23 protein-coding genes are annotated in these 26,479 nt (G+C 45.5%); 14 read left to right on the top strand and 9 right to left on the bottom strand.

From position 1 onward, the window contains the following. Positions 1 to 47: 47 nt before the first annotated feature. Entirely contained in the window at positions 48 to 521 is a 474-nt protein-coding gene (locus tag AABK39_RS03615) for a GAF domain-containing protein (RefSeq protein WP_338393555.1), read from the bottom strand. A 409-nt stretch (positions 522 to 930) separates the two neighbouring features. On the opposite strand from AABK39_RS03615, the gene AABK39_RS03610 reads away from it, so the two are divergent. Then, a complete protein-coding gene (locus tag AABK39_RS03610) occupies positions 931 to 2,124 on the top strand; it encodes a phosphatidylinositol-specific phospholipase C domain-containing protein (protein WP_338393554.1) in 1,194 nt (397 codons plus the stop codon). 91 nt (positions 2,125 to 2,215) lie between these two features. On the opposite strand, the gene AABK39_RS03605 is transcribed toward AABK39_RS03610, so the two are convergent. Together AABK39_RS03605 and AABK39_RS03600 are read right to left on the bottom strand one after the other, a co-directional pair. Continuing rightward, positions 2,216 to 2,758: a hypothetical protein gene (locus tag AABK39_RS03605; RefSeq protein ID WP_338393553.1), complete on the bottom strand. Its 543-nt coding sequence runs from the start codon at positions 2,756 to 2,758 to the stop codon at positions 2,216 to 2,218. Between the two features lie 27 nt (positions 2,759 to 2,785). Beyond that, a complete protein-coding gene (locus AABK39_RS03600; protein WP_338393552.1) occupies positions 2,786 to 3,673 on the bottom strand; it encodes an alpha/beta hydrolase in 888 nt (295 codons plus the stop codon). Between the two features lie 246 nt (positions 3,674 to 3,919). On the opposite strand from AABK39_RS03600, the gene AABK39_RS03595 reads away from it, so the two are divergent. Continuing rightward, complete coding sequence (locus tag AABK39_RS03595) at positions 3,920 to 4,942, top strand: hypothetical protein (protein WP_338393551.1); 1,023 nt, start codon at positions 3,920 to 3,922, stop codon at positions 4,940 to 4,942. A 243-nt stretch (positions 4,943 to 5,185) separates the two neighbouring features. After that, positions 5,186 to 7,477: a patatin-like phospholipase family protein gene (locus AABK39_RS03590; protein WP_338393550.1), complete on the top strand. Its 2,292-nt coding sequence runs from the start codon at positions 5,186 to 5,188 to the stop codon at positions 7,475 to 7,477. Between the two features lie 28 nt (positions 7,478 to 7,505). Here the strand turns inward: AABK39_RS03590 and AABK39_RS03585 are convergent, their stop codons facing one another. Then, the gene (locus AABK39_RS03585) at positions 7,506 to 8,126 is read right to left on the bottom strand and encodes a hypothetical protein (protein WP_338393549.1); all 621 of its coding nucleotides are present in this window, start codon (positions 8,124 to 8,126) and stop codon (positions 7,506 to 7,508) included. A gap of 317 nt (positions 8,127 to 8,443) precedes the next feature. Between AABK39_RS03585 and AABK39_RS03580 the strand changes: the two genes are divergently transcribed. After that, positions 8,444 to 8,929, top strand: coding sequence for a hypothetical protein (locus AABK39_RS03580; protein ID WP_338393548.1), 486 nt, complete (start codon positions 8,444 to 8,446; stop codon positions 8,927 to 8,929). A 128-nt stretch (positions 8,930 to 9,057) separates the two neighbouring features. Here AABK39_RS03580 and AABK39_RS03575 read toward each other — a convergent pair whose 3' ends face one another. Together AABK39_RS03575 and AABK39_RS03570 are read right to left on the bottom strand one after the other, a co-directional pair. Then, positions 9,058 to 9,921, bottom strand: coding sequence for an ADP-ribosylglycohydrolase family protein (locus AABK39_RS03575; protein ID WP_338393547.1), 864 nt, complete (start codon positions 9,919 to 9,921; stop codon positions 9,058 to 9,060). A gap of 132 nt (positions 9,922 to 10,053) precedes the next feature. Next, the gene (locus AABK39_RS03570; RefSeq protein WP_338393546.1) at positions 10,054 to 10,980 is read right to left on the bottom strand and encodes an AraC family transcriptional regulator; all 927 of its coding nucleotides are present in this window, start codon (positions 10,978 to 10,980) and stop codon (positions 10,054 to 10,056) included. 124 nt (positions 10,981 to 11,104) lie between these two features. On the opposite strand from AABK39_RS03570, the gene AABK39_RS03565 reads away from it, so the two are divergent. From AABK39_RS03565 to AABK39_RS03545, 5 genes are all read left to right on the top strand, one after another. After that, a complete protein-coding gene (locus tag AABK39_RS03565) occupies positions 11,105 to 12,388 on the top strand; it encodes an MFS transporter (protein WP_338393545.1) in 1,284 nt (427 codons plus the stop codon). Between the two features lie 246 nt (positions 12,389 to 12,634). Further along, positions 12,635 to 14,347, top strand: coding sequence for a hypothetical protein (locus tag AABK39_RS03560; protein WP_338393544.1), 1,713 nt, complete (start codon positions 12,635 to 12,637; stop codon positions 14,345 to 14,347). Between the two features lie 68 nt (positions 14,348 to 14,415). Then, positions 14,416 to 15,489, top strand: coding sequence for a hypothetical protein (locus AABK39_RS03555; RefSeq protein ID WP_338393543.1), 1,074 nt, complete (start codon positions 14,416 to 14,418; stop codon positions 15,487 to 15,489). A 424-nt stretch (positions 15,490 to 15,913) separates the two neighbouring features. After that, on the top strand, positions 15,914 to 17,188 hold the full coding sequence (locus tag AABK39_RS03550; RefSeq protein ID WP_338393542.1) for an MFS transporter: 1,275 nt from the start codon (positions 15,914 to 15,916) through the stop codon (positions 17,186 to 17,188). Positions 17,189 to 17,271: 83 nt separating this feature from the next. Beyond that, positions 17,272 to 18,291 (top strand): hypothetical protein, encoded by a 1,020-nt coding sequence (locus tag AABK39_RS03545; protein WP_338393541.1) that lies wholly within the window; start codon positions 17,272 to 17,274, stop codon positions 18,289 to 18,291. A gap of 78 nt (positions 18,292 to 18,369) precedes the next feature. Here the strand turns inward: AABK39_RS03545 and AABK39_RS03540 are convergent, their stop codons facing one another. Beyond that, complete coding sequence (locus AABK39_RS03540) at positions 18,370 to 18,897, bottom strand: hypothetical protein (protein WP_338393540.1); 528 nt, start codon at positions 18,895 to 18,897, stop codon at positions 18,370 to 18,372. Between the two features lie 514 nt (positions 18,898 to 19,411). Here AABK39_RS03540 and AABK39_RS03535 point away from each other — a divergent pair. Beyond that, entirely contained in the window at positions 19,412 to 20,677 is a 1,266-nt protein-coding gene (locus AABK39_RS03535) for a hypothetical protein (RefSeq protein WP_338393539.1), read from the top strand. 367 nt (positions 20,678 to 21,044) lie between these two features. Here the strand turns inward: AABK39_RS03535 and AABK39_RS03530 are convergent, their stop codons facing one another. Beyond that, complete coding sequence (locus AABK39_RS03530; protein WP_338393538.1) at positions 21,045 to 21,662, bottom strand: helix-turn-helix domain-containing protein; 618 nt, start codon at positions 21,660 to 21,662, stop codon at positions 21,045 to 21,047. 195 nt (positions 21,663 to 21,857) lie between these two features. Next, positions 21,858 to 22,175, bottom strand: coding sequence for a hypothetical protein (locus AABK39_RS03525; protein WP_338393537.1), 318 nt, complete (start codon positions 22,173 to 22,175; stop codon positions 21,858 to 21,860). Positions 22,176 to 22,326: 151 nt separating this feature from the next. Between AABK39_RS03525 and AABK39_RS03520 the strand changes: the two genes are divergently transcribed. The 4 genes from AABK39_RS03520 (at position 22,327) to AABK39_RS03505 (ending at position 26,329) form a co-directional block, all read left to right on the top strand. Continuing rightward, positions 22,327 to 22,902 (top strand): YdeI/OmpD-associated family protein, encoded by a 576-nt coding sequence (locus AABK39_RS03520; RefSeq protein WP_338393536.1) that lies wholly within the window; start codon positions 22,327 to 22,329, stop codon positions 22,900 to 22,902. 282 nt (positions 22,903 to 23,184) lie between these two features. Beyond that, complete coding sequence (locus tag AABK39_RS03515) at positions 23,185 to 24,681, top strand: IS5 family transposase (RefSeq protein ID WP_338393039.1); 1,497 nt, start codon at positions 23,185 to 23,187, stop codon at positions 24,679 to 24,681. A gap of 72 nt (positions 24,682 to 24,753) precedes the next feature. Then, the gene (locus AABK39_RS03510; RefSeq protein WP_338393535.1) at positions 24,754 to 25,395 is read left to right on the top strand and encodes a hypothetical protein; all 642 of its coding nucleotides are present in this window, start codon (positions 24,754 to 24,756) and stop codon (positions 25,393 to 25,395) included. Positions 25,396 to 25,675: 280 nt separating this feature from the next. Continuing rightward, positions 25,676 to 26,329 carry a hypothetical protein gene (locus AABK39_RS03505; RefSeq protein WP_338393534.1) on the top strand — a complete coding sequence of 218 codons (654 nt, stop codon included), beginning with the start codon at positions 25,676 to 25,678 and terminating at the stop codon, positions 26,327 to 26,329. The last annotated feature ends 150 nt before the right edge of the window (positions 26,330 to 26,479 follow it).

The following is a 26,479-nucleotide window of genomic DNA, read 5'->3' as shown; positions in this document are numbered from 1 at the left end:
GGAACACCGCTATTTTTATTGCCGGGCAAAACCCGCTATACTTTTCTTTAGAAAACCTCCTTCATCAGAAGTTCCAGGTATTTCTTATCCGTCTCGTCAAAATCGTTAAGCTTGTCGCTGTCCACGTCCAGTACGGCGATCGCTTTTCCGCCGGAAATTACCGGCACCACCACCTCCGATTTCGAAGCCGAACTGCAGGCTATATGCCCCGGAAATGCGTCCACGTCCAGTACCAACTGGGTTTCTTCTTTTTCCCAAGCCTGACCGCAAACGCCTCGTCCTTTCGGGATTCTGGTACAAGCGATTGGCCCTTGGAACGGCCCGAGCACGAGTTGTTCGCCTTCTACGATATAGAATCCAACCCAGAAAAAGCCGAAAACCGACCGCAACGCGGCCGATACATTAGCCATATTCGCAACCATATTTTCCTCGCCCGTAACAAGCGCTTTGATTTGGGGTATCAGTTGCTCGTATTTTTCGGCCTTGCTCGCCGAAGCGTCAATTATAAGACTTTCCGCCATTGTTTCGTATCGTTTTAAACTTTCCCCAAAAGTAGCTTGATTTCGCTTTCTCTCCAAAAAGGAAATCCTCTCTCGATTAGGCCCCAAAACATTCATTTGCATTATTTCCCTGAACATGCAGAGTGTTTTTAGGACTTTTTTGTCTTTCAAACCGGTATTGTTCGATCCTGATTATTGATACAAACCTCCTACGCATGCGATTATTTGAAATTTAAGATCTTTTTTGTCGTTATATTTTAGAATAAAACAAATGGGATCGTTGCCGGAATCCTTCCCGTGTAAATTCAAATAAATTTATTATCATACATATAGAAAAACTGTATATATTCCCCAATGATCGGAATCCAAACGGCGTGGTAACCGTTTGTTGCGATCGACAAAACAACAACTAAACACAAAATTTCATTCTATGAAAAAGGTTTACCTTCCGTTGATTTTGGCCGGGGCTATGGTTTCCTGCGACCAAGGATTAGAAGAGTCCGGTATGGACGCGAACATGGGCGATATCGGGCTTAAGACGGCCAGCGCCCAACAGGTATCTGTTCAGGCCGAACCGTTGCGAAAAGTGGATAGGGACGATCGGACAATTAACGAGATTTCTTTCCCCGCCACCCACAACACTTACAATTACAAAGGCAGTACGTTCAGCAAATCTAACGTGTTTGACGATATGCCCGAGCAGTTCGAGAAAGGGATTCGCGCTGTCGAAATCGATATCCACGAGAAACGCACTTGGTTCAAAAAGGACGTGTCGGTGTATCACGGCAAGATGACCAACGGGTTTAACGGGAGCCGTTTGGCGCATTATGTCTTGGCGGAAATCACCGAGTTTATAGAGGATAATCCACAAGAAATCGTATTCCTGAAATTCGAGACCACGGTATCGGGCAGTACGCTAGACAAAGAAATCCGGGAAGCCGGCCTGGACGAGCATATCTACGAGTATGACGAGTCGAATCCGTACCCGACCAAAGAGGAAGTTGTAGCGTCGGGCAAGCGCGTGGTCATTACCCGCCATATCGACGGATCCGCTTACGGTCGCGCATTGGATCGCCACACCTTCGGAGGCGGATATTCGGACAACGGCGACCACAAGCCCCAAAGTTCTCCTTCCGAAAAGAAATTCTTCAGCGTGGAACGCTACGGCATCACGGGTACTTTCGGTTACGGAGACGCCGACCGGGCCAAATACCTGAACCACCCTTCGCGCTTGGCGCCTTTCGTGGATGACGTATGGAAGCTTAACGGAAAAAAACCTTGGCGTGTAATCGTGGATTTCCCGAGCGTGCATTCCGGAAATTACTATACCGTAATCCGCGAACTGAACGACAAGGAAATGCTCAAAGGCGAAATCAGGACCGCCGACGGCAACCTGTTGCTGAAAAAAGACGGCAAACTGATCAACTGGACTTGGGAATGCCAATACGCCGAAGAAATGGTGACGGCCAAAACATCCGCGGAGTTCTCGTTCCCGATGAACGACGGCGAAACGGTAACCATTCGCCCGGTATCGGATGAGTACACCTTCGTACCCGCCAGCCTGACGGTAACCAACGACAACACTTCGGACCTTATGCAGGTATTCACCGCCGTTCCGAAATAAGTTAACGAGCAGTTAGACTGAACAATTGGTAGAAAACCCGAGGGGTTTCCGTCTTCAGGTGGAAATCCCCGGGTTTTGTTTTATTCGCAAACTATTCGGTTTTGGCGTTTTTCTCCAACAAATCATTAGCCACTTTTACCGCCTCCGCTGTATACCGGTCCGGGTTTTCGGCTATTTCCAAAAGGTCATCCGTACTCTTTTTGGAATACCTAGCTAAAAGTCGATCCGAAGCCTTAACACTTTTCAACTCTTCCTCATCTTGATCTTGTTTTCCCTCTATATGTTTACGGAAGATTGACCACCTCTTTATAACAAAAGCGATGAAAGTGACAAGAATAACAGGGTCCGTAGGTACTATCAAATTTATTCCAAATAAACCGATATTGGCAGTATAGTATAGCTGGAAAAAATAGAACGACACTAAATGGAACGAGCCCAATAACAAAAGGAAAGCAAGGCAGTAAGTCCCCCACTCTTTGTTTTTTCGATTGACCAGAGCAAAACCTCCCACTCCTATAATGCCAAGAAAAAGCTGGAGTTCAATAGCGTAAGAAAAAACAATGCAAATAATAAGGGAAACGACTCCGATTAGACCAAGAACCAAAGCCGTGATATTCTCAAAAGTGTACTTCATCCCAATACAATAGCGTAAAAGTATTTATTAGTTCGTAAATCCCTCATTTAGAAAAGCCAGCCCCAACCGTATGCCCGAACGCCAATACGCCCAGTTGTGCGCACCATCACGCATACGGTACTCATGGCGGATACCCCTGTTGCGCAAAAGCGTATGCATCCGGTCATTCCCTATATAAAGGAAATCGTCGTCACCGCAGTCAAAGTACCAACGCACTGTATTCATCTTGTCTTTGTCAGCCGTTTTGAAGAGAATCAAAGGGCTGAACTCCTTCCATAGTCCACTGACGCGCTTCTTCCCTTTCAGGTCATTGCCCAATTGTGGCCCGAAACTGCGTTGGAATCCTTTTTGGTCTAAGCCGATAAGTCTCTCGTCAGTCCAAAACGCCGCGCTTAGGGCCACGGCCTGACCAAAAACATCAGGATTCTTCGCTGCGAAAAGCGTGGCTCCAAACCCTCCCATCGACAGGCCAGCCACGGCAGTGTACCTTGAACCATCCCGTAATCGGTATTCACTCCGCATAGCCGGCACAAACTCTTTGACGAGCATTTTGTGATAATCCCACTTCCCGTCATAACTGTCGAGATAATAACAGTTGCCGGCGTCGGGCATAATGATGACACAAGGAGTCAGCTCCCCGTTTTTGATCATCTCATCGGCTATATGTTGGATGTCGCCTTTCTGAGTCCAGTCGGTATTGTCGCCAGTGTAGCCGTGTAACAGGAATAGCACTGGGTAATCTCGCTTAGACACGGCGTAATCGGCGGGAAGGTACACGCTGTACTTCACCTCGGATTTGAGAATATCGCTTTTGAAAGCCAAGCTTTCGAGTATCCGGCTCTGGGCCTTGGTTTGGAACGAAAAGAGGTAGGCGACCCAAAACAGGGCGACCAGAAAAAAGTGTCTGTTTTTCATGACTTTTATAGGAAACTGTTGAGTGGGCAAAGTACGCGAGCCTTCGGACCAAAACAAGCCTATTAACAGGTTCGGGGCCCAAAGAATCCTCTTGGAAGCTTAATTTTTGCCGGAAGAACCTATAAATTTGTTTGGGCTGTTTAATTTTATTAAACTCAACCACATATATTTTATAGTGCCTATGGCGTGACCTACAAAAACGGACATACCGGAACGGCACTGGTTTTTCATATCCCGAAAAAACCTATGAACGTGAAACGCTACGCATTTTTTTTGCTGGCACTGATGGCTTGCCTGGCGCATACAACTGGAGCTTGGGCCCAAAAAAAGCCCCGGGCCGTAACATACTCGACGCTCTACGACGAGCCTTCGGTTATTCATAAACTTTTCGTGAAGATCCAGCCTATATACGGCGAGCTCTTCGCTACCAACACCACCGCGGGCTACGGACTGGAGGTGGAGTATTATATGAAAAACCAAATGCACTTTATGGCTAACGCCCGCACCAGTTACGCCAGCGTAACGGAAGGCGTAGGCAACGCGGCCGCAAATCAAAATAATGCCCAAAGCGACCCCGGCCAATTCGTATACGCCGAGTTTGGCGCCACCTACCATATCTCTGATTCGGAAAAAGAAGCCGAAACGCGGATGATCCTTTTCCGTTCGTCTTACAAAAAAGGAAATAAGTGGGCCGCCAAAGTGCCGGACAAAATCCGTATTCCGGCCAAAGTCCGCAAGATCATCGGCGCGCGACTGGGTGGTATCTACTACAACACGGGCGTGGACATGAACCGTACGCTCAAATCGCAAGACGGCCTGAAGCTTTACCCCGAAGGCCTGACAAGCGGCGATTTGTTTGTAGACCAAAACTCTACCGTTTACGGAGGCATGCGCTCAATGGGCGGTTATGTAGGCGCCTCTATGAGCTATATCCGCAACATTGCCATAAAGCCCGACAAAACCTACGGCAATCTGATGGACGACCGCATGATCGAGGTCTTCGCCGATTTGCTGTTTATGCCTTACAACAAATTTGACGAACTGCTTTACCAAAACGTCCGCATAGACACCTCGCCAGTGAAAACGACAACAATCGGCTACCGGGCGGGCATCAACGGTAAATTCAACAGGACTTTCACTTGGTCTTACGGAGGTGAGATCGGTTATCGTCCCGGCATTGCGGAACGCGGGTTTTACGCTGTAATTAAAGTAGGCTTCCCTGTATTCGGCACCAGCCTGAAAGACGAAGTAGAAGCCTTCGGCAGATAAAACATCCCAATTTTTCGGAAACAGAAAATCCCGGCTACGCTGACACGTAGGCGGGATTTTTGTTTTTCAGGCAAGGCAAACATTTGATCACTTCTACAAGTAAGGCTAAACGGGACTTAATTAAATCGTACAGGTCATTTTCATTTCAGATTCCAACCATTTTCTATATAAAATGTCCCTAAATTTGGGAATGCCGTCTGTTTGAGACTGGCTGAAATTTGTTAAAAATAAAGAAACGACATTATGCCGAGGTTCAAGTCATTGGCTCTTTCGCTATTGTGTCTGCTGGGTACTTGCGCTATGACAAACGCGCAAAGCGGGGAAGGATTAAAAAGGCCGAAAATCGGTCTGGCATTGAGTGGTGGCGGAGCCAAAGGCTTGGCCCATATCGCCGTACTGGAAGCCTTGGATAGCCTCGGTATTCCCGTCGATTACGTTACGGGAACAAGTATGGGCTCCATAGTGGGCGGATTGTACGCCATCGGTCACAATGGGCAGGAAATCGAAAGGATAGCCCAAAAGATTGATTGGGAAGACATGCTGACCAATCAAATTTCCCTAAACAGTGTCGGTTTTAACGAAAAAGGGGATTACGAAAAATACTTGGTCGAAGTGCCGATCGAAAAAGGAAAAGTGGTGTTGCCCAAAGGCCTAATCGCCGGGCAGAATCTATACCTGAAGCTCTCCGAACTATTTGCGCCAGCCTATGCAACACGGGATTTCTCCAAATTCCCACGGTCCTTCCGTTGTATCGGCACCGATATCCTGACGGGCCAAGCCGTGGAGCTGGATACCGGCGACCTGGTAAAAAGCGTTCGCGCCAGTATGGCCATTCCCTCGATTATGACGCCTGTAACCATTGGTGACAAACTACTTGTTGACGGCGGTTTGGTACGGAACCTCCCCGCCCGGGACTTGCAAAAAATGGGAGCCGACATCATTATAGGTTCTGACGTGACGGGTCAATACAAGACCAACAAAGAGCTTAACTCCTTCGGCGCCATATTGGACCAATGTTCATCATTCAAAAACCTGGAGGACCATCCGAAAGAAGTGGAAATCTGCGACGTTTATCTTTATCATGACCTGAAAGGCTTGGGCGCGGCGGATTTTTTCGAAACGGATTCCATTATCTCATACGGCAGGCAGTCTGTTAGGCGTATAATGCCACAACTGCAGGCATTGGCGGAACGCATGAAACAATACGGCCCAAGCTCCGCGAAGAACACGCCCGAACCGATGCGTGTAGATATCGTGAAGATCAGCAAGGTCAGCGTTTCCGGCACCAGACTCACCAGCCGTAATTTCGTGCTTTCCCGTTTGGGGATCAAACCCGGAAAAAGCATCAGCCTACAGCAACTTCAACACCGTATCCGGGTATTGTACGGCACCAGATTTTACAGCCTAATCACCTACCGTATGTTACCTTCGGACAACGGAGACGTAACGCTAGCCATCAATCTGGAAGAAAGACCCGGGTCCAGCATTGGCTTGGCTATCCATTACGACAATGATGAGGATATCGGGTTGATCGTGGGTTGGTCGGCGCATAACTTGCTAGGCAAACGCACGAAGATAAACTTGAAAACCAATTTATCGGAATACCCGATTGTCAGGGGAAATTACGAAGTGTACGCTGGGCGGAAACAAAACTACGTGATAGGCCTAGCCGGCGACTACGAACGCGCCGAGGTGCCTTTGCTTATCGAAGGAGACGAAATCCCTCCGCAAAAGTCAGATTACATTGCGGGAAAACTGTACGTAGCCTACCAAAGCGAGCTGAACCACACTTTCGGTCTGGCCACCAACTACGAATACTATGAAAGTAATGCCCGGATAGATAACCCTCTGGCACCTGAAAATGACATCAACATCAAGAACAAGATAACCAATAACCGTTTTGACGTCTTTTACGAATTCAACAGCTTTGACAGGCAATACTTCCCTTGGAAAGGCACCAGAGCCGGATTCAGGGGGTCTTACTATATGCTCAACAAACAGAGATTGGACGTAAAAGCCCAAAGTCCGGACACCCGGAACAAAGTCAAACAAGCACTTCATGCCGACGACGCCATACGGTTTGAAGGCGGTTTTTCCGCCCGGATTCCGATTTCCGACAAAAAGCTCAGCTTTAAGTTTGGCGCCCGCGGAGGCCTGAACTTTTTGGACAATATGGGCGGAAACAGCTCTTTTCTGTTGGGGGGCATCAACGAGTTCAGGGTCAATCAGGTGCCTTTCCTCGGCGTCCAACCACGCAGTATTCAGGCCAGACAGTTCGTTTCGGCGGATGTCGGCTTACAGTACAGCCCCACAAGGGGAATATATTTGGTGCCGGAGATCACGGGGCTTACCTACGGACAAGATACCGACCAGCTGTTTCGCCTGAGCAGCGGTTCCGACGAAGAGTCCGGCGCCTTGGTAGGTTACGCCCTGACCATAGGTTCCTATGCCTTTGGCGGACCGTCGAGTATCACGCTTATGGGCACCAATGACGACAAGTTCCGGATATTCCTGAATATCGGATATACGTTTTGATTCTTGTCCTAGCCCGCAAACCTATGAACTATTCGCTAACCGTTGTCCCCTCATCCGTGAAATGAGCAGGAACGGGGTCCCCGGCTTCAATCTTCGGGACCTTTTTAACCCACATAAACATTCGAAAGGAAGAATTAAACGCCGCCGCCGTGACACCGTATAGCGTTAAGTCTTGGACCAGCGCAGAGAGAACTAGCAGAAAAAGGGCGGTGGTGAAATATCTCCCGGCCTGTACATAATACCCCACTCTCTGATGCATCCAGATACAGCCGTGCACTCCTTTCTTGCTCACTCTATACCCAATAAGGTTGCTGATATGCTGGGTGTTTACAATAAGGTACGTCCCCCAAAGAAAGCCCAAAAAGAATCGAGCTATTTCAACCGGAATATACGGTAGCCCGATTGCCACTAATACGCCGAGACCCACCGCAAAGGGTAAATGCTTTACGCTTATAATTTTAAGTTTGGAGATTTCTTGCCGTACGGTGGGATTCCCCTCAATGGTATTAATTGGATAACTCTTGTAATGGGCATAATAATGGGCCTGTCGCTCTTTTTCCTGCGTAATGGAAAGAAAATAATCACACCACATCAGCAGTGTGGTTAACGCCCCGGTTACTATCGGATTTTCGATTAACCATTCAGCCATATCGTTCGCCTTTTATTTTAAAAAAGTGTGTAACTCAGGACAATAATTTAGCTCCAAACTTTATTCGCCCAAAACCACTCATGTAAAACCTTCATATGTTCGGGTTATCGTTTTTGAATGCGGAATGTCATTAAAATTCGTTAAGAACCGTATCGGTTTATTAAAATAAACGCCTTACGTTTGCCCCACGGTAACATTTTGCCGGCACAAGCCTTTGAATAAGGACGATGAGCGATACCTGATTGCGAATAGGGATTTTTTGTTCGGCGTTACGGTTGCCGTGTTTTTTGTAATTGTTAATTCTGAAGTGATAGGAGATGACAGATTCGAAGAAAGTCGATTTTCCGGGAGTGGAAGGTATCTGGATACCATGCGAATATAAAATTGAAAACGGTCCCTTGGCTTTTATGGAATTTATGGGAATGCCCAAAGCCGATGCCGACGATTTGAACGACAAAGAGCTGGCGCTGTTGATGGAAGAATTGGACCATTTTATCTCCAGAAGAAAAGTGGGACTCGAATTCGAAGGCTACAAGTTCGGGGCGGACGGCGCTTGCCACCAAGCCAACTGGCGACGCAAAAGCGAAAAAACCGCCGAATACGTAGCCACGGAATGGAAAAAGAAGGCTGACCCCGATTACCGCTGGCAAGAAAGTTCCGAAACAGTGACCATGCGTTATCAAGGCAAAAAGAATGACGAAGGTCTCGAAGACTTCACTCTTTACAAGGATAGCGACCGCCTACGGGTAGACCTAAAACGCGACGGCGTATTGTATTGCCAAATCTATTATTCGAAGAAATAAAACCTAGGGCCCAATTTACAGATTGCCGTCCAAGGCTTATAGCGTAACCACCCGCCAGCAGGAATACCTTTCCATACTGGCGGGTGGTTCTATTTTTCACATCCGGCCTCGGAGCCGTTCTACCATTTTCATAAAGGCAGATCTTGTTTTCCTTGAAGATAAAACGCTTTTAATTCCTTGTCCAGACTCTCGATATAAGTCCTTCCGAACTCCCCGTCCTCCATTCCGGAATAAAGCCAGCCGGGCAAATCGTTCCTAAGTTCTTTGCAGACACTTCCGCCCGCCAACGCGATCGCCGCCACGGTATCCACGTCGCCCGTATAAGCCACACATTTTGTCAGCAAATCGCTCATACTGTCCGCCTCCTGGATCGCGGTGATGGCCGCACGCACGCTCATCCAACCTTTCGAACGGACTTTCCCGGTCCATCTGCTGGCCCAATCCCCTTTCACGTGGTCTTTGAGGTATTTTGCCAAATCCTTTTTCTTACCCGATTCCCAAAGGAAAAAATGAACGATCATGGCCGACGCTTTCGCCGCGTTGATGCCGTCTTTGGTATCATGCGTAACGCTGGCCTGTATTTCGGTTTTCTCCAGCACCTCTTTCCTGTCCTTGTAAATCCCGAGCACAGGCGCTCTCATAGCCGCACCGCTCTTGTCGCTATACGGTTTTATATTCTCCAGAAACATCTCGCCGTTATTCATTTTGGTCAGAAAATGATAAAAGCCGGAAGCGTAACCTTCCCTGACGTCCCGTTTAAAAACCTCCACAAACTTGTTGGCGACGTTTAACTTTGTCCACTCCAGTTCCTCCACCATCAGCTCGGCAATGGCCAGACTCATTTGGGTATCGTCGGTGTACATACCGGGCTTTGTGCCTTTGTGCGTAGGGTGTTGCCGGTATTCCAGATTGTTGTATTTGGTGATAATCTCAGGTTTCACATATTCGAAGCCCGCCCCGTAGGCGTCTCCGATAGCCAATTCAATAAGCATATAATACGATAAGTTATTTGTTGCCGGGAACGCCTATGGATTTCGGTTCGAAGATGAAAAAGAGCCCCCGGCTTTAAAAGTGGCGGACCAACGCAAAAAAGTGTTCTGCCGATAGTCCGCCCCCAAATATCGTTATTCGATCGGAATACACAAATCCACCAGAAACTTACCTTCCGGATGCTCCCGGGGATCGTTGCGGTAAATCTCGAACGGATTCCCATCTTCGGACTTCTTAAACCCATTGTCGGTCATCCAGACGAAAAGAGAACTCCATGCCTTCCCGAATTCCTCAGCAGGAATTTCCATTCCGGCCACTATCTTCCGGCCCTTGCCTATCACCTCCGCGCTTACCGGGCTGTCTTCCTCGCCTATCGGGGCGTCGGTGACTACACCTATGCTCATCCTTACTTTCTCAGGAGCCGTCACCCGAAAGCTATCGTGGAAGACACGGGCCATTAGCGTTTCCGGCCTGCCCGTAATCCCCTTCGGAGCGCCCCAACGGATGATTTCCCCAAAAGCCTTTTCCACTCCTTCTTCCCCCATATGCGTCAGGCAAGCGATGCGGACATCCGGAGTCTCCTTGATTTCGATTTTAGCGTTTTTCATAATCCAGTTTAAATGGTTTTCGATATTGCGAATGTATTCGTCCAAGATCAGAGTCTTTTGTCCGATCTTGCTTTCGCTTATACCGATCTTGCTAAACTTGCCAGGCAAACGCTCCCGAAGCTCAGTGGGGCTAACGCCGTAATGCTTTTTGAAAGCCCGAGTAAACGAAGAGTTCGACCCGAAACCGAAACGGGTAGCCACGTCCCCCACGCTTGTCTCCGGCCGGTGCATCAACTCAGCGGAAGCCCTCTCAATGCGCTTTCTGAGAATGTAGGCGTTGAGCGGCTCGCCGATGATAACCTTGAATATCCTGTGAAAATGATACGGAGAAAAACAGGCTTCCGTCGCCACGGACTCGAGTGTCAGACGCTCATCCAAACGGCAGTCGATATACCTTAACGCAGTATCCACGCGCTTGACGTATTCCTTATCCTTGATTTCGCTAAAAGTCATTAGAGTGGCTTGGTTATTCCATTAACGGTTTTCCGATAGCGCCTAAATTTTCGCATATTAGGCATATACTTTTTAAAGTAGTCCGATTACCCTCGGTGCTTTTTCGAATATAAACAACCATCCTATGACTCAGCAACATTCCGCGATTTTATCGGAAAGCCTTGACGGCAATGAACTGTCCCTGACCCCGAACCCCAACAGGGCATTGGGCAAAACAGCCTTGTGGGGATCCTTTTTTTTCGAGAGGCTAATGTATTACGGTATCAGGTCCATCCTCATCCTTTTTCTACTGAATGTAAAAAATATAACCACAGAAGAGTCCCAGATCGGCTACGGGCTACTTTTTAGCCTGGTGGCAGTGGGATACATTATAATGGGGCCGCTAACGGATAAATACCTGAAACAAAAAAACGCCGTCCTTATCGGCTTCGCCCTGTGTCTGGCCGGGTTGCTAATCGCCCATCTTTCCACATCCAACATTTTGTTTTGGGGCGGTTTGGGACTAATCTGCTTAGGCTCCCCCGCCATAGACCTGAACCTTTACGTATTGACGGGCCGCTTGTATTCCAAAGCCGACCCCAAACGTCATTCCGCATTTTACGCCATGACACTGGTTTCGTTTCTGAGCAGTTTCATCATGGGAGGGTTTGCCACATATCTGTATATGGCGCGCCCCGCCAACATACTGTTGATGCTTTCCGTACTGCCATTAACCGGGCTTGTCTTCTTCTTTATCCTTAGAAAAGATATCAAAGAGATAGAGCTTAAAGACGAGAAAAACGCCAAAAATTCAGGTACCGACTCGCCCGCAAGCACAAAAGGATGGCAAAAGACCGTATTCTTTCTGGCCCTTTCGGCTTTCGTCTTGGTCTGGGCATCGAAAGGATTCAACGTAAGCGCAGTCTCCTTGGCTTTCGATCTCAGTAATTTCTCCACCGCCATTCCGGCCACAATGCTTTTCTCTAGCGGAACGGCTTTCCTGTCGCTCACAGCATGCATAATCATGCTCGCCATTACCGCCAAACTGAACGCCCACCGACTCCCGAATTTTATGTCATGGAGTTTCGCAATATTGGCAGGAGCTGGACTATGCTGGTTTGTCGCCAGCGAGATCCTGACCTCCGCATTCCCATTGGTCCTGCTCGGCTTGGCGATGGGGACTGTAGCCGAAGTGATGCTTAGGCCGATGCTCTACTCGCACATTACCCGCATAAGTCCCACACGTTGGTCATCAACCGCTTTCGGTATAGCGAAAGGCTACATGTTGCTTATCTCCAATGCCCTAACGGCCGTTGAATACGAGGGCATAGTCTTCGGAGTTGCACTAGCTGTGGTTATCGGCGTAACTTGGTTTTTTATAGCCAGAAAACCCGAGTTGTTCGGACGACTGTTTAAGGGTGTGGAATAAATATCTCTCAATAAAAAGCAAAAGCCGTCCTATTCACGCATAGGGGACGGCTTTTGCTTTTCAAACATATCAATTTTTAGCTAAGCTCCCTTTCCATTCCAATTTTTTCAGGATATGCCTGTCACTTCTTAACCTGGGTTAACGGACTCCTCGCTCACCCCAATTTACCTTTACTATACGCATAACCGCTATTGGTTTGCCTACCACCGATTAAAATCATTTAACTCAGTTTTTAGACAAGACGCTATGAGGTGTTTTTTAATTGTTATCGCTTTGCTGACCACGAATGTCTGCTTTTCACAGATCAAGTTGAGCGACGCCTTTCTTTCCGATCTGGAAAAGGCTTACCGTCAGGACTTTTCCAAACAAGAGTCTGATAAGCTTTATAGGTCATACCCCGAAATGTTGACTCCATACAGCAAAGCCAACAGGTTGTTTGGAGCCATCAGCGGAAAACCTTTCAGCGACTCCCCCTACCCATTGTCATCTCTTAAGCAAGACTCTGTTTTTAAAAGGAAACTTCGGGAGCTATATAATTCCGACAACATCTATCACAGGAGGTTATCCTACTCTTTAATCGCCAGTACCGGGGACACCACATATCTGGATAAACTTTTTGATAGAATTGACACGGAAAAGGAAAAAGGGTGTAGATCCCGTATGTATATCGCACTACTGCATATGAAGACTCCACAGACTACCCGCCTTTTCGATTATTTAGCTAAGGATTCGCTAATTTTCCATAGCCACTTTGCCCAGGCGTTTGTAAAACTCAATTCGGATTCGGTAAGAAACACCTGTTACAAGCGCATTAATACGGATGAGCATGGGGCAAAATATTTTGCAGGCAGTTTATTAGCCTCAACGGGAAATACTCCCAAAACTGTCCGTCTGCTCCGGGAAAAAGCTATGGAATGGTCACCCGAAAAGTCACTTTACGCCCTTTACGCATTGGGTTATCTAAAACAAGGTAATCTTTTGCCTCTGAGCCGCCGACTGGAAGGGACGAAATTCGGCGTCCAAATGCTTCACCTCTTGGCCAATAGCCCCACAAAAGAGGATTCAGTTTACCTTATGGAACAAACCCGGACCAACGCTCCGGTCTCCAAAGATCTTCTTAACGCATTTTTCAGGTCCGAAAGGCCCGGCTGGAATCTCTACGGATTGCGACTTGTCCAAGAAAAAAGAATACCCGAAGCATATATTTTTTACTTTCCCAAGTGCCCTCTTATAAAATCCGGAAACGCGGTGGATGAGGTGTTGCGGACAATTCAGCTTTGTGGCGACAAACCCAAAATAATAAGATCCCTTATTTCGACTCTGAAGGGTAAAGACCTTGAAAAGACCAAACCGGTAATTTCCCCTTATTTAAGGCATTCAGACAAAAGACTGTCCAGTGCGGCATTTAATATGATGAAAGCCGATACCTCGGCCAGTTTTCTTAATGAGATAAAAACCTTGGCTCTTGATTCCGCCCATTTAAACTCCATAATAGTCGATATACTTATCAGGAACGGAATAAACGAAGAGCGGTTCAAGACTTTTTTCAGAGCCCAATTCCGAGCCAACAGCTTGTGGCAAACCCAAAAAGCCTGCTTGAAATATTTGGCCGCATTCCCAAGCTATGAGGATGACTTTAAATTCTTTGTCCGGCTAATAGAGGACCCTAACACACAGCCAAGGAACCAAGGGTTTAAAATAATTGCGATCACTGGTCTTGGGAACCTAAAAACCGACGACTCGGTGCCGGTAATCATTACGGATTTTGAATCCAGAATGAAAAAGAGAAAGGGATTGAGACTTCGGAATATAGGAAAAACAAACGTATTTCCGCACTTAAAAACGCTCAAGAAGATAGGAAACCCAGAAGCTGACAAATACCTGTTCTCTTTGCTTGAATCAGAGGATGAAGACGTAAAAGCCTTTGTTAATAAGTTATTGCTTAGAGGCCATCAATAAATGTTTTTAGTTTTGCCCTCATGTAAGATTGAGTCCTCATTTTTGAATCAACAACAACCTTTTTACTTATGAAGATTTTCAGCAAAAAAATAGAACGCCTATCCAAGCTATTGAATATCGTAATCGCTTTGGTGCTTTGCTTTTTTTTGATCTCCCTTTCTGGAAGAGTCATGCGGGATATGGAAGACTGGGGAGACAAGCCACGCACCTCCCAGTTTCTAAACGACACCCTAATAGCCAACAGTAGAGCCGCGATGGTCGCCTTGGACGAAGAGCGGGCTTTGGCTCTAGACAATAAACAGCGGACGGAAAAGGCAATGGACCTAGCCGAGGCGAATTATAACAACGCCAAAAGCTCTTACGAAAACTGGCTAAAGGCCCGTACAGTTATCGGTTCGCCTACGGAAGACCAAGCCGTATTGAGCAGGGCCGAACAACTCGACGAATATCATAAGACGGCTCAGGCCTGGGCCAAAAAACTGTCCGGAATTACTACGGAAATCGAAACGCTACAGAAACGGCGCAACGCGTTTCAAGATAAAATCAATAAAGAGACAAAACGCGCGAAAGACGAACAAACCGAAGCTTACCGGGCCTATGACCTGAAGGTCTTTCTGGGTCGTTTGCTGATAATTCTACCCATATTGCTCCTCGGAATTTACTTTATCATCAAATTCCGGAATCATAAGTATTGGCCACTGTTTCTGGGCTACGTGCTCTTTTCCTTTTACTCCTTCTTTGTAGGCCTGATTCCTTATCTGCCTCATTATGGCGGTTATGTTCGCTATACCGTGGGTATTGTACTGAGTGTTTTGCTGGGAGGCTACGGCATCAATAAGATCAGGGCTTTTGTGGCGAAACGCAAAGAAGAACTGAAAGCGTCAACCGAAGAGCGGGCCAAAAAAGTGGTTTCGGAAATTGCCGAAAAAGCCCTAAACGAACACGCCTGCCCTTCCTGCGGCAAAGATTTTTTGGTAAAGCAGTGGGACAAGGGCACGGGCAAAGCGGTAGCCGATTTTTGCAGATACTGCGGTATGGAACTGTTTAAGAAATGTAAGCGTTGCGAAACGGAAAACTTTGCGCATCTGCCTTATTGCTCCGGCTGTGGCGACCGGATTACTGACGAGGAAGAGACACAGTAGATTACTGAAAAAACCTATAAACACAAGAAAGCCGTCCCTGAGTGAAGGGGACGGCTTTTCATCTCAAACATATCATTAAAAGCCTGCGGATAATCAATTTTTTGAGTCATAGATTTCCAAATCATTTTTGAACAGTCTCTTTCAGCTTTACTATTTACTTTATACCGCTTAGTCATGTATATTAGTCAATATGTTTTTTAAGTGACCCGAAACCCTTCGGGGCTTTTTCAAACACTAACAACTAAATGCATGGACCAACATAAGGCTTCGCCTTTATCCCAAAACCCGACTCTGGATAATAACGAACTGAGCGTTGGAGAGCCTCCTTTTTTCAAACGCTTGTTCTGGGGTATTGAGTAATTAATATAACTTCTTGGCTAAGCTTAGTCAACACTCTGGCTAAGCGCTATCTTTCAATTTCAATATGGAAAACAGTTACGGAATGGGTTTAGGTGCCATACCGCTTGACCAAGCGGTATCCGAAAAAGAGAAAAGCCCCAATCCCGGGTGGGGATTGGGAGCTACTGCAGGATCATTATTCCTAAACCAGTTGAGCTATTACGGAGTATTGGGAATATTCACCATTTATTTGCTGAAGGTACACGGATGGTCAAGAGAGAGTCTTGCAATATTTTATACCGCAATGGTCGTGTCCAATAGTGTGTCCCGCTTTGTAGCGGGCATAGTAAGCGATTTATGGCTAACCCATAAAGGCGGAACCATACTGGGATATTTACTAAGCGTAATAGGTTTCGCTCTTCTTTATTCGGCTATCCCGGGCATCGCCTTATGGCTAGGGCTTATATGTGTTTGCCTCGGAGGCGGTTTGGTTAACGTAAATATCCGTATACTTATCGGCCGTATGTACCTGAAGTCGGACTCAAAGCGCCATATCGGTTTCTCTTTGAATTATATCGGCTCCGTTCTCTCGTTTTTACTCGGCAATATGGCCATCCTTGTTTTCGGCTACGAACAAGAGCAAATGCGCGCGAATATCCTTACCGCCACCATCTTATCCGGCGCAGGGTTTTTGCTGTTTTTTCTCCTGAAAGGCAAAATCCGGGAAGTGGAACTCGACAGTCAACTGAAGCTTTCCACAAAAGGTCTCGGATGGATAAAAAGTGTCGCTCTGCTAGCCCTTCTTTATACCATAGTGACAATAATCGCCGGAGGCCAACTTTCCCACGCGTCGGGCCTCATCACTCACGACGAACCTGACGGGGCGACACTTTACGGAATGCTGACCGGCTTCAGTATGCAGACGACGATAATCGCCACTGGAGTCGTTATCGCGCTTGTGGCTGTGCTGAACAAGCCCAAAATACGCCCCTTTTTAATGGCAGGCTTTATCCTGTGTCTAGTTACGGCTATACCGTCAAGTGCCCTAAACAACGATTATCCTGATCCGCAAACAGTCAACTCCCTCCTCTTTCTAAGCTTCGCCTTATTTGCCGTTGCGGACTCTTTAATCACTCCCGTGGCTTATTCCCAATTGACCCGTTACCTCCCCGTGAAATGGGCCTCCACTTCGCTTGGCCTTATAGAGTTGATAACAGGATGCTCGATTTACTTCGGCATGCAGTATTTCCCCAAAGGTATCGACTCCTTGGTTACAATAATGATTGTCTTCGGGCTAACCGGCTTAGCGCTAACCGTCCGAAAACGCTTTTTTACGAAGCTTCTTTGCGGGCTGGAATAATTGGGCTTTATTTGCCTCGTAAATATCAAAGGCTACTGGCAAATGCCGGTAGCCTATTTTTATCTAAATTTCAGTTGATTCTAATGAGAACACTTTTATTGGCCGTAATGGCTTGGACTCTTTGTATTTTGCCGTTGATGGCGCAAGAGGGGAGCGAAACGCAAACCATAACAAACCCAGCAAGTTCGGACAGCCTTGAGGTGCCTTTTATAGCGTACTGGTCGGTTGGCGACTCCTATGATTTCAGGATAACGAAAATCATCCGGAAATGGAAAGATGATGTTTTGCAACAAAATGACTCCATCGAATACACCGCCAAATTTACGGTAATTGATTCCACCGAGACTTCCTACAAAGTAAAATGGAGCTTTGAGAATATTTTGGCCCGAAGAATAGCGAAACAATTCAGTCTGGAAGCCTTGCCGGAGGCGAAAGAGCCTGAGCAATTGGATGTCATATATATCACCGATGAGTTGGGTACGTATCAAGGCGTTGAGAATTGGAAGGAGATTGCGGACAAAACGGAAATAGTGTTTGACGAGTTGATAAAGTCAACGCCCAAAAAGAGACGAAAGATAGTCAAACAACTTCTTGAACCCATAAAGACCTCATTTATAACAAAAGCCGGCATTGAGACGGCTATGCTCAAGGAGCTCCCGGTCTTCCATTTCCCCATGGGCGTCTCCTTTTTAGCGAATAAGGTTATCGAATACGATGATGAATTCGCCGTTCCATTCAGTTCAGGCCCAATAACAGCGAAAAGTTGGTTTAAGTTACATGACGTAGACACCGCAAACGGTTATTGTATTATTTCTCAAAGGTCGGAAGCGGATCAGGAAAGCGCCCTCAAATTGATCAAGACACTTTTTCAACAAATGCAACTTGGCGAGAAAGAAGAGATAAGCCTGAAGTTGGAAGACGCAGTCTTTGACATTCAGGACGAAAACATATACGAATATTTTTACAACCCGGGAGTTCCGAATTTTATTCAGACTCACAGGGTATTAAACGCCAATCTGGGAGAAGGGCACATCAAACGACAGGATATCCTTCGTATAGAGCTATTCTTCCCGGAGGAGGAGGAAGAAGAAGTGACGCAGTAGATCACTGAAAAAACCTATAAACACAAGAAAGCCGTCCCTGAGTGAAGGGGACGGCTTCTTGTTTGGATGAGCCCGAGTCTAGTTTTGGGCTACCGCCGAGGCGGTGAATTCCATATCGAAGAAGGTTACGGTACCTTCGCCAATCACGCCCGTGGACACGTAGTCCTCAAGATACATCACGATGGCTTTGCGGTAAGCCTTGTATTGCGTATCCAGGAAGATGGCCTTAGTATTGGCGCGCAACACGTCCGTCACGTTACCTTTACCCTCTTTTTTCAACTTCAGGTTCAATTCCCAAAGCATCCCTTCCGTAGTCTTCAGCTCGGCCTGCAAGGTCTCTTTCCTTTCGGGGTCAATCTCGCGGGCAATACCCTGCTGAAGCATCCACTCTTTGTCTTCGAGGCTCTTGCGTTGTTCGATCAACCTCAGAGCCCTCTTCTCCTCCGCTTTCTCCTTCAGCTCTTCTTTCACATAGTCGTGGTACATCTCCTTAAGGTGGAGTTGTTCCGAGTACAGGTACGTTTGACAATCTTCCAGATTATCCGCAATCTTCGGATAATGGCTTGCCGGAATAAGGTCGATGGAATTTACTGTGAATTGTGACATAGGCAGTTTGATTTTTTAGTTTGTGCCATACTGATTTTTTAAGCAATGTCAGTGCCGTACAGACCGCTCCCTTTTAATTTTTTGAAAACAGCCGGTTTTGACGGTTCCTTTCGAACCATAACTCATACGCACAAACTGTTTAGAGCAAGGTTAATGCCGGACATTTTCTCCACATAAGCAATCATTCTAAAAACCATACATCCGTTAACGTCTAGCTACAGCCTGAACATTAGCAAATCATATAGTGGAAGTGCTTAGAGCCGGATGTCTCTATTTCTAGAAAACTAAAAAGTACAACTCGTTTTGCTCGTATTTATATACTTATTCCAACATTCTACACCTTAAAAAAGAGAGGGGGAACTTATAACTAAATCTGGAATCTTATAAAAAATCAAACTTGATAATATTATCAAACAAATTTATATTGTTGATAATCGAAAAAAATCATCAATCCTTACACTACCAATACAGACTACTCCTGTTTTGATAAAACAGGTTTGCAAACACATAAAACATGAGAAGACTAATACTTTTTTTATCATTCTTATTAGTGAACTTTACCTTGTCAGCTCAATCTTCCGCTTTTTTGGATGACTTCTCCAAGGAATTAGACTGCGAAGAAGGCCGTAAAACACTTGTATATGAAAACTCTCCTGAATATAACGAGCTGATAAAAATAGCCGAGAAAACATATAGAGAAGGTGACTATAAAACATCGGTTGAGTTGTATGAAAACGCATTTTCAATCAGCAAAGAAAGCTCTGCCGACTTATATAACGGAGGGTGTTCGGCCGCCCTATCCAACGATAGTACCAAAGCCTTTCATTTTTTAAACCTGGCCGCTGACAATGGGTTCAAAAAACTTGGTCGCATACAATCAGACTGTGATTTAAGGAGTTTACGCAATTCCCCGTCTTGGGTACCCCTATTATACAAAATTAGGGATAACGAAGAGGACTACCATTATAACAGTGGAATCATTACATCCGTCTTTAAATCCATTGAAGAAAACAATACTGACAGCATATGGGCCTTGACTAATTGTAGCTTTAAAAAGGATCATGACAGGGATACTTTTAATGCTCAAATAAAGGGTCTTAATGCTTTTATGAAGAAGAATGAACTAAGTCCTCCCCAAAAAACTGGTCCCATAGCCACTTCCAGTTCGTATCAGTCGGACCTAAGTGGTTGGCCCAATGGGAGACTCACACACATCAGGACATATCGATATTTTGCAAATCCTAAACTATTGGGTGGGGAAACAACACATTTGAATGAAGAGATAGGGTACGAAATAGAACTTGACGTAATAGGATATTACGGATCGAAAAAATGGCTTATCTGCAATCTTGATATAAAGAATAATTATTTCGAAAAGAGCTTTAATTGTAAAGATTATATTAATAATTATTTTGACGATACTACAAAGCTTACATGCAGATTGGAGATTATTAAGCCAGAAAGAGAAATCGTGTACGATTCCGAAGACACGATTAGCGCTTTCAGCTCAATAGAACCATTAGTGGACATACAATGGCATGAATTAAAATATTTCCCCAAAAGCGAAGACGAAATTATTTACAAAATACATTTTAAGAAGAAACTGGGTATAATACGAGAGCGTGAGCACTGGATGGGCTTATCAGCTCTAAACATTTTCTTTAAGGGGCAAAGCGATTATATGATAATTTCAAATGGTACAAAATACGGAGTGTACCAAGGAAAGACTAAAAAAATTAAAGCTTGGGTTCTGGAGCAAATCAAAAAGGGTATCATATAATTTTAAAATAACTCCGTACCCTTCTGTTTATCCATAATGCGTTTTGCCTCTGTATTAAAATTAGGACGCAAAACGCATTATTCGTAGGCGTAAATGACTGACCAAATTTGCCGAACCAGAATCCATCCTATACAAAGGATCTTGATTATAATTCGCCGAAAAAAATCCCGAAAACACGTGAGCAATCGCAACACTTTCGCCATTAACTTTTCGGGATACCATTCAACAAAACCGGATGGAGACAAAACGAGAAATATCGGGACCAGACTAAAGTTGGGCACAAAAAAATCCCCTCGAAAGGGGATACTGGATATTCTTACTATAAAACGGGGCCCAAGCCAACGCCTTATGTGTCGGGGAGGCATAGTTATCCCGTATTAGCCAAACCGTAAGCGCAGCTTTTTTGTCTTGTTTGCCGAAAACCGGCCCTTTTTTGTCTCGGCCGAAACGGAATCTCTTGCCGTTGCGGGTATTTGGTAATGCTTATCACCTTTGTCCGCCTGGCCAAAATAGCCGTTTTCTCTTCGGCCAAGCGCTCCATCAGCAGTTCGGCCAGTTCGTTCATCTGGGTAAAATGCCAAGGTTTGTCCTTGCGCCTAAACAGCGACCTGCTACGCGGATAAAGTACGTTCATAAAAAAATGGTCGGGCTCGCCACGGTGGCGGTAATACTCGTTCAAATCGGAACGCCAAGCGATATGCGTACGGGGCAACTTCCTGTACTGAAACAGCCTATTTATCTGCCAATAGTACTGTGGGCGGTAATTTCCGTTACGGCAGTGCCCTCCCCACCTCTTCCGGGCTTGGCTTAGGCGGTCGGCCGTAGCGGCGTTGTACTCGCCACGCAGACTATTGCGTTCCAACTCCCGGCTTACGGTGGAAGGCGACCGGCGTAAAGCCTCCGCAATTTTGCGCACCGAGTGCCCGTGTTGCCGGAGAGTCATCAGGAATTCCCTTTCGCGATATGTCAGCTGGCTGTAGCCCATCAATACACAAAGCGCAAAGATCTTGCGCTCTACATCACCAGCTATGACAGGGAATTGCTGAATTAGCTTTAAAAACGTGGGGTATCTAATAAAGGAGAAAACTTGAAAATACTCCTTACATAAGATAGAACCCTCTTAAAGAAGAAGAAGATACAATAGCCTCCCACATTATTTCATATAAAAAAATCATATACCTCAAAAAGAGAGATCCATTGAAAATACTTCAGGATATTTATCATATACAAATTTCAAATCACCAATCAGCAACATTCTGATAATCTCATAAATCTTCTCATGATTAGGCGTTTCAAAACTACCTAAACTCCCTCCCTTATAACATATATTAATCCAAATGTCTTCATCATCCAACGCTCGAACTAATTCACAACTTATCACGCCTTTCTTAACAAAACATGTTTCTTCTCGTGAATTAGCATCGGGTACGAGAACTACGTCTTGAAATTCATTACCCAGAAGATCTTTTAATAGATTATACAATTTATTATTTTCCATATACTAAAATAAAATCCAAACATTTCACACAAACCCCCTAATTGCAATATCACAATTAACCACATCTTTAGAAGACAAGAAAGGCCACTTAGATATAAGGAATAATGAGAATTTACTTTTTCACCTCGCCTTAAGCGATCAAAGAAACTCAATGAGAAACACCGAAGAATATTGCCCAAGCAACAAGGAAGAATGGAGAAGATGGCTAGAGCTGAATCATATTAAAAAGGATACTATTTGGTTGATTTTCCACAGGAAAGGGACTCCTAATTATAACCTCAGTTGGAGCGATTCGGTTGACGAGGCTTTATGCTTTGGTTGGATTGATTCCACAAAAAAAACAATTGACAGCGAAAGGTATAAACAATACTTCCGCAAGCGGAAGGCAAAAAGCAATTGGTCAAAGATCAATAAGCAAAAAGTCGAAAACCTGATCCAGCAAGGGCTGATGACGGAAGAGGGTTTTAAGAGCATTAAAATCGCAAAGGAAAATGGTTCTTGGACCTTTCTTGACGAAGTAGAAGAGCTTAAAATGCCTGACGATTTAATCGAGGAATTAATGAAATTTGACGGTGCGAAAGATTACTTTGATTCCTTGAGTAAATCCGAAAAGAAGCATTTACTGTATTGGGTGATTTCCGCAAAAAGGGAAGAAACCAGACGAAAAAGAATAATTGAAATCGCTGAAAATGCGGGGAGGCAGATGAAACCTAAATCATTTAGATAGGCATTAAGGCACCAGAAACACCGCCGATTAAGTCCTGCGCACGCAAAGAGATTTTTTAATATTCTTTGCTCACAAAGCAAGCACATATTTAGTCCATAAAACTCACACTAAAGGATAACAGTAAATAAATCATTAATTATTTTATTTATATTAGGGTTTACTGAAAAAGTAAAAACCACAAGATTATCAGTGGATTAGGTAGCTTGTTTCCCTTTCCAAAGCACAGGGAATATTCGTAAATTGGCCTTAGAAAGGACTGAGAGCATTTTTTCCCTTGCACCTATGATCAAGACAAGTTCCTCGCAATTGAGTATAGAAGGTTTTTTGGACCCGGAAATAGGGCGCCTTAACCCGGAAAACAGATGGGTGAAGTTGGCCAACTCCATCCCCTGGGCGGAATTGGGTTTGGTCTACGAATCGAAAATGTCGACGGGCAAGGGCAGTCCGTGCAAACCGGCCCGGCTGGTCATCGGCGCGCTGATCGTGAAGCATAAGCTGAACGTTTCGGACGCCGAGGCGATAGAACAAATCAAAGAAAATCCGTATCTCCAGTATTTCGTGGGACTCGGCTCGTTCACCACGGAAAAGGCCTTTGACCCTTCGCTGTTCACGACGGTCCGCAAGCGGCTCGGGTACGGGGATTTTAACAGGATGAGTTCGCTTTTGCAACACGAGGGGATCCGTATTGCGGAGGGCGATCGGGATGAAGGGTCCAAAGACGGGCATTCCGGGGACGCCGAAGATGACAAGCGGGTTGTCTCCTGCGACGCGACGGTGGCGCCGCAAGAGATTCCATACCCCACGGACCTTGGGCTGTTGGCTACGGCGAGGGTGCAGTCGGAGAAAATCATCGACCTCCTTTGGCCCGTCGCCAGGGATTCCGGTTTATCCAAAAAGCCCCGGACTTACCGGGATAAAGCCCATAGGGAATATGTCGGGGCGACGAGAAAAAAGAGGAAAGGAGCCGAATTCTGGCGCGTGTGCGCACGCCGACAGCTGAATTATCTGGAACGGAACCTACGGCATATCGACAGCCTCATAGAGGCCAACAAGGGCGTTATACGCCTAAAAAGCAGGTTTTTGAAGATTCTGATGGTGCTTCACGAAATCGCCAGGCAACAGTCGCTCATGCTGGAGACCGGTGCCAACAGGGTGGACGGCCGCATCGTGAACGTCTTCCAGCCCCATGTCCGGCCGATAGTCCGGGGCAAAAACGGAAGCGACACCGAGTTCGGCGCCAAATTGTCCGTAAGCCTTCACGAAGGCTATTCCTATCTGGACAAGGCGCAATGGGACGCTTACTACGAGGGTGACGCGGAAGTGATCCGCGGGCACATCGACAGTTTCGGGGAGAGAAACCCGGAAATGAAGCTCGGCAAATTCGTCGGGGACAAGATTTACGGAAACAGGAACGCCCGGCAGACCATGTCCGGCGCGGGTGTGGAATTCGTGGGCTCCCCGTTGGGAAGGCCTCCCTCAAGTCCCGAAAAAATCAGGGAACGCAAGGAAAACCGGGCGCTTCACCAACGGCACCGAAGCAGGGCGGAAGGAAAATTCGGGGAAGTGAAACGGGGACTCGGATTGGACAAAATACAGGCAAGGAGAGCGGACACTTCGCTTTCATGGATCGCCTGCATTTTCTTCGTGGCCAACTTGAAAAGATTTCAGAGCGAAATCTTTTTTGACCTTGTTTTCTTGAGCTGGAAATACGGGATATGGCTTCAAGACGGCGAAAAGAAACAGGAAAAGACTGTCTGGCAAAATATCCTAGCTGGGTAGCCCTCTGGGCTTTTTCAGTAAACCCTATATTAATAAATTATAATTTATATGAGTGAATTTTATTTTTAAGGAATGAAAGATTTAAAAGGAGTTAGAGATCGCTATCAAAGAATGTCGCTTGAGGATTTGGTAGATATGTCAACCAAGCCGGAAGGTTTAAAAGTAGAAGTCATACCTCTTCTACAAGAAGAATTAAATAGAAGAGGGCAATTAGCAGAGGTAGACCGCCTTTCAAATTTTTTAGCTAAAAGAAACGAAAATACAGGGATTAGCGATTTGTCAAAAAAAGAGCTGCAACTAATGATTAGCGAAAGGTTACAGTCTGGCGAATCGATTGAAAGTATTAAGATAGACTTAAAAGATTCGGGAATTAATATCTACGAAACCGTAGACGAGGATGAAAAGAAAATAAAAGATAAAGCTTTTAGCTATATCACAGACTTGAGACAGCAAGGGCTAAAGGAAGATGTAATTAACAAAAAACTAGAAGAAGAACTATCTCTAAATGAAGAAGATAGCGAAAACATGAAAGCTCAGCTAAAAGAGCGCGGAAAACAAAATATTTTAATCGGGGCTCTCTTAGCGATAGTAGGGGGAGTAGCTGTAGCGATTAGTCTTAGTTCAAAGGGTAAATTACCATACAGCTCATTAATTTTGTTCTTTGTAGGGGTGTGGAGAATAGTCAAAGGCGTCTCGCAACGAAAAAGTAAATAATTAAACCTTTGGGGAACAACTAATGGTCGCCCTGCAAGTCATAACATCATTCAACCCTGAACCCAATACCTTCGCTATCCAAACAGGGGTACTATGTTTTTTTAAATATAAATGACAGTCTTTAATAGTTAAGGCACCTGTAACAGAACTGTACCCTACCTGTACAAGCAAAACAAGATCTTATGTTATAATATAAAGATCGGAAAAGAGATTAAAGCATTATTCTTTTGCATCAATAGTAATGTATTAATATGTTTATTTAAACATTAACATATTAGACATGAATAAGCAAAAGTTCAACTCTTTAGTAGACGATATCGAGAAGTTGTTAATCTCAGGCATCTCCACAGATGACATTTACACCGAACACGAAGAAAAAATAGGGAGACCTTTCCTGAAAAGGGCGATATCATCTGCCGAGAATAAGATTATAAGCCAATATAGCCCAGCTATTGTGGAAAAGATCGAGCAAGGGGTTACTCGGGATGAAATCAGGAAATTTTTGGGCGAAAAACTAAAAGGTGACATCATCCCTCTTTGTGTAAAGTATTCTATCAACCAATACTCTGAAAGGGTAAGAGCTAAGCTAGTAAAAGAGATTGGGGAATTAGACGAACTTCCAGCTTTAGTGGAAAAATATGCCGATGACTACGTAAGCCCAGAGAAAATTAAGGGATGGATTCGTTTTTATGCCACTACTATCCAAACAGCACAGAAAAAGAAGCAGAAAAAAGCAATACTCACCAGAAGCGCTTTAACTGCTGTAACAATTCTGCTATTGGTTTTGCACTTATCGATTAACGGACCAATAGGCATCTGGAGAATTTTTGTATTGGCCGTCGGGATTCTTATCGGAATAGTGTCTTGTATCCAGACATTGTATATGCCTATCGCTTCAGACAAATTTGTTAATTTCGGCAAGGTTGATAGCTGAGTTTTTTCGATATAGATTTTTGGAATGCTAGTTTGCAAAGGGCCTGTGCCTATCCATTAATAAAAAGGGACAGGCGTCTTTGTTTCCGTGAAAAATCCGACCATAAATATCAGTGCTAAGGCACCGAAGACGCTTTCGCGTCACTCTAGG

Origin of the sequence: Fulvitalea axinellae, from assembly GCF_036492835.1 — a bacterium.
In the GTDB taxonomy this organism is placed as follows: domain Bacteria; phylum Bacteroidota; class Bacteroidia; order Cytophagales; family Cyclobacteriaceae; genus Fulvitalea; species Fulvitalea axinellae.
The sequence above is the reverse complement of the archived record's forward strand: the minus strand, read 5'-3'. Positions and strand labels throughout refer to the sequence as shown.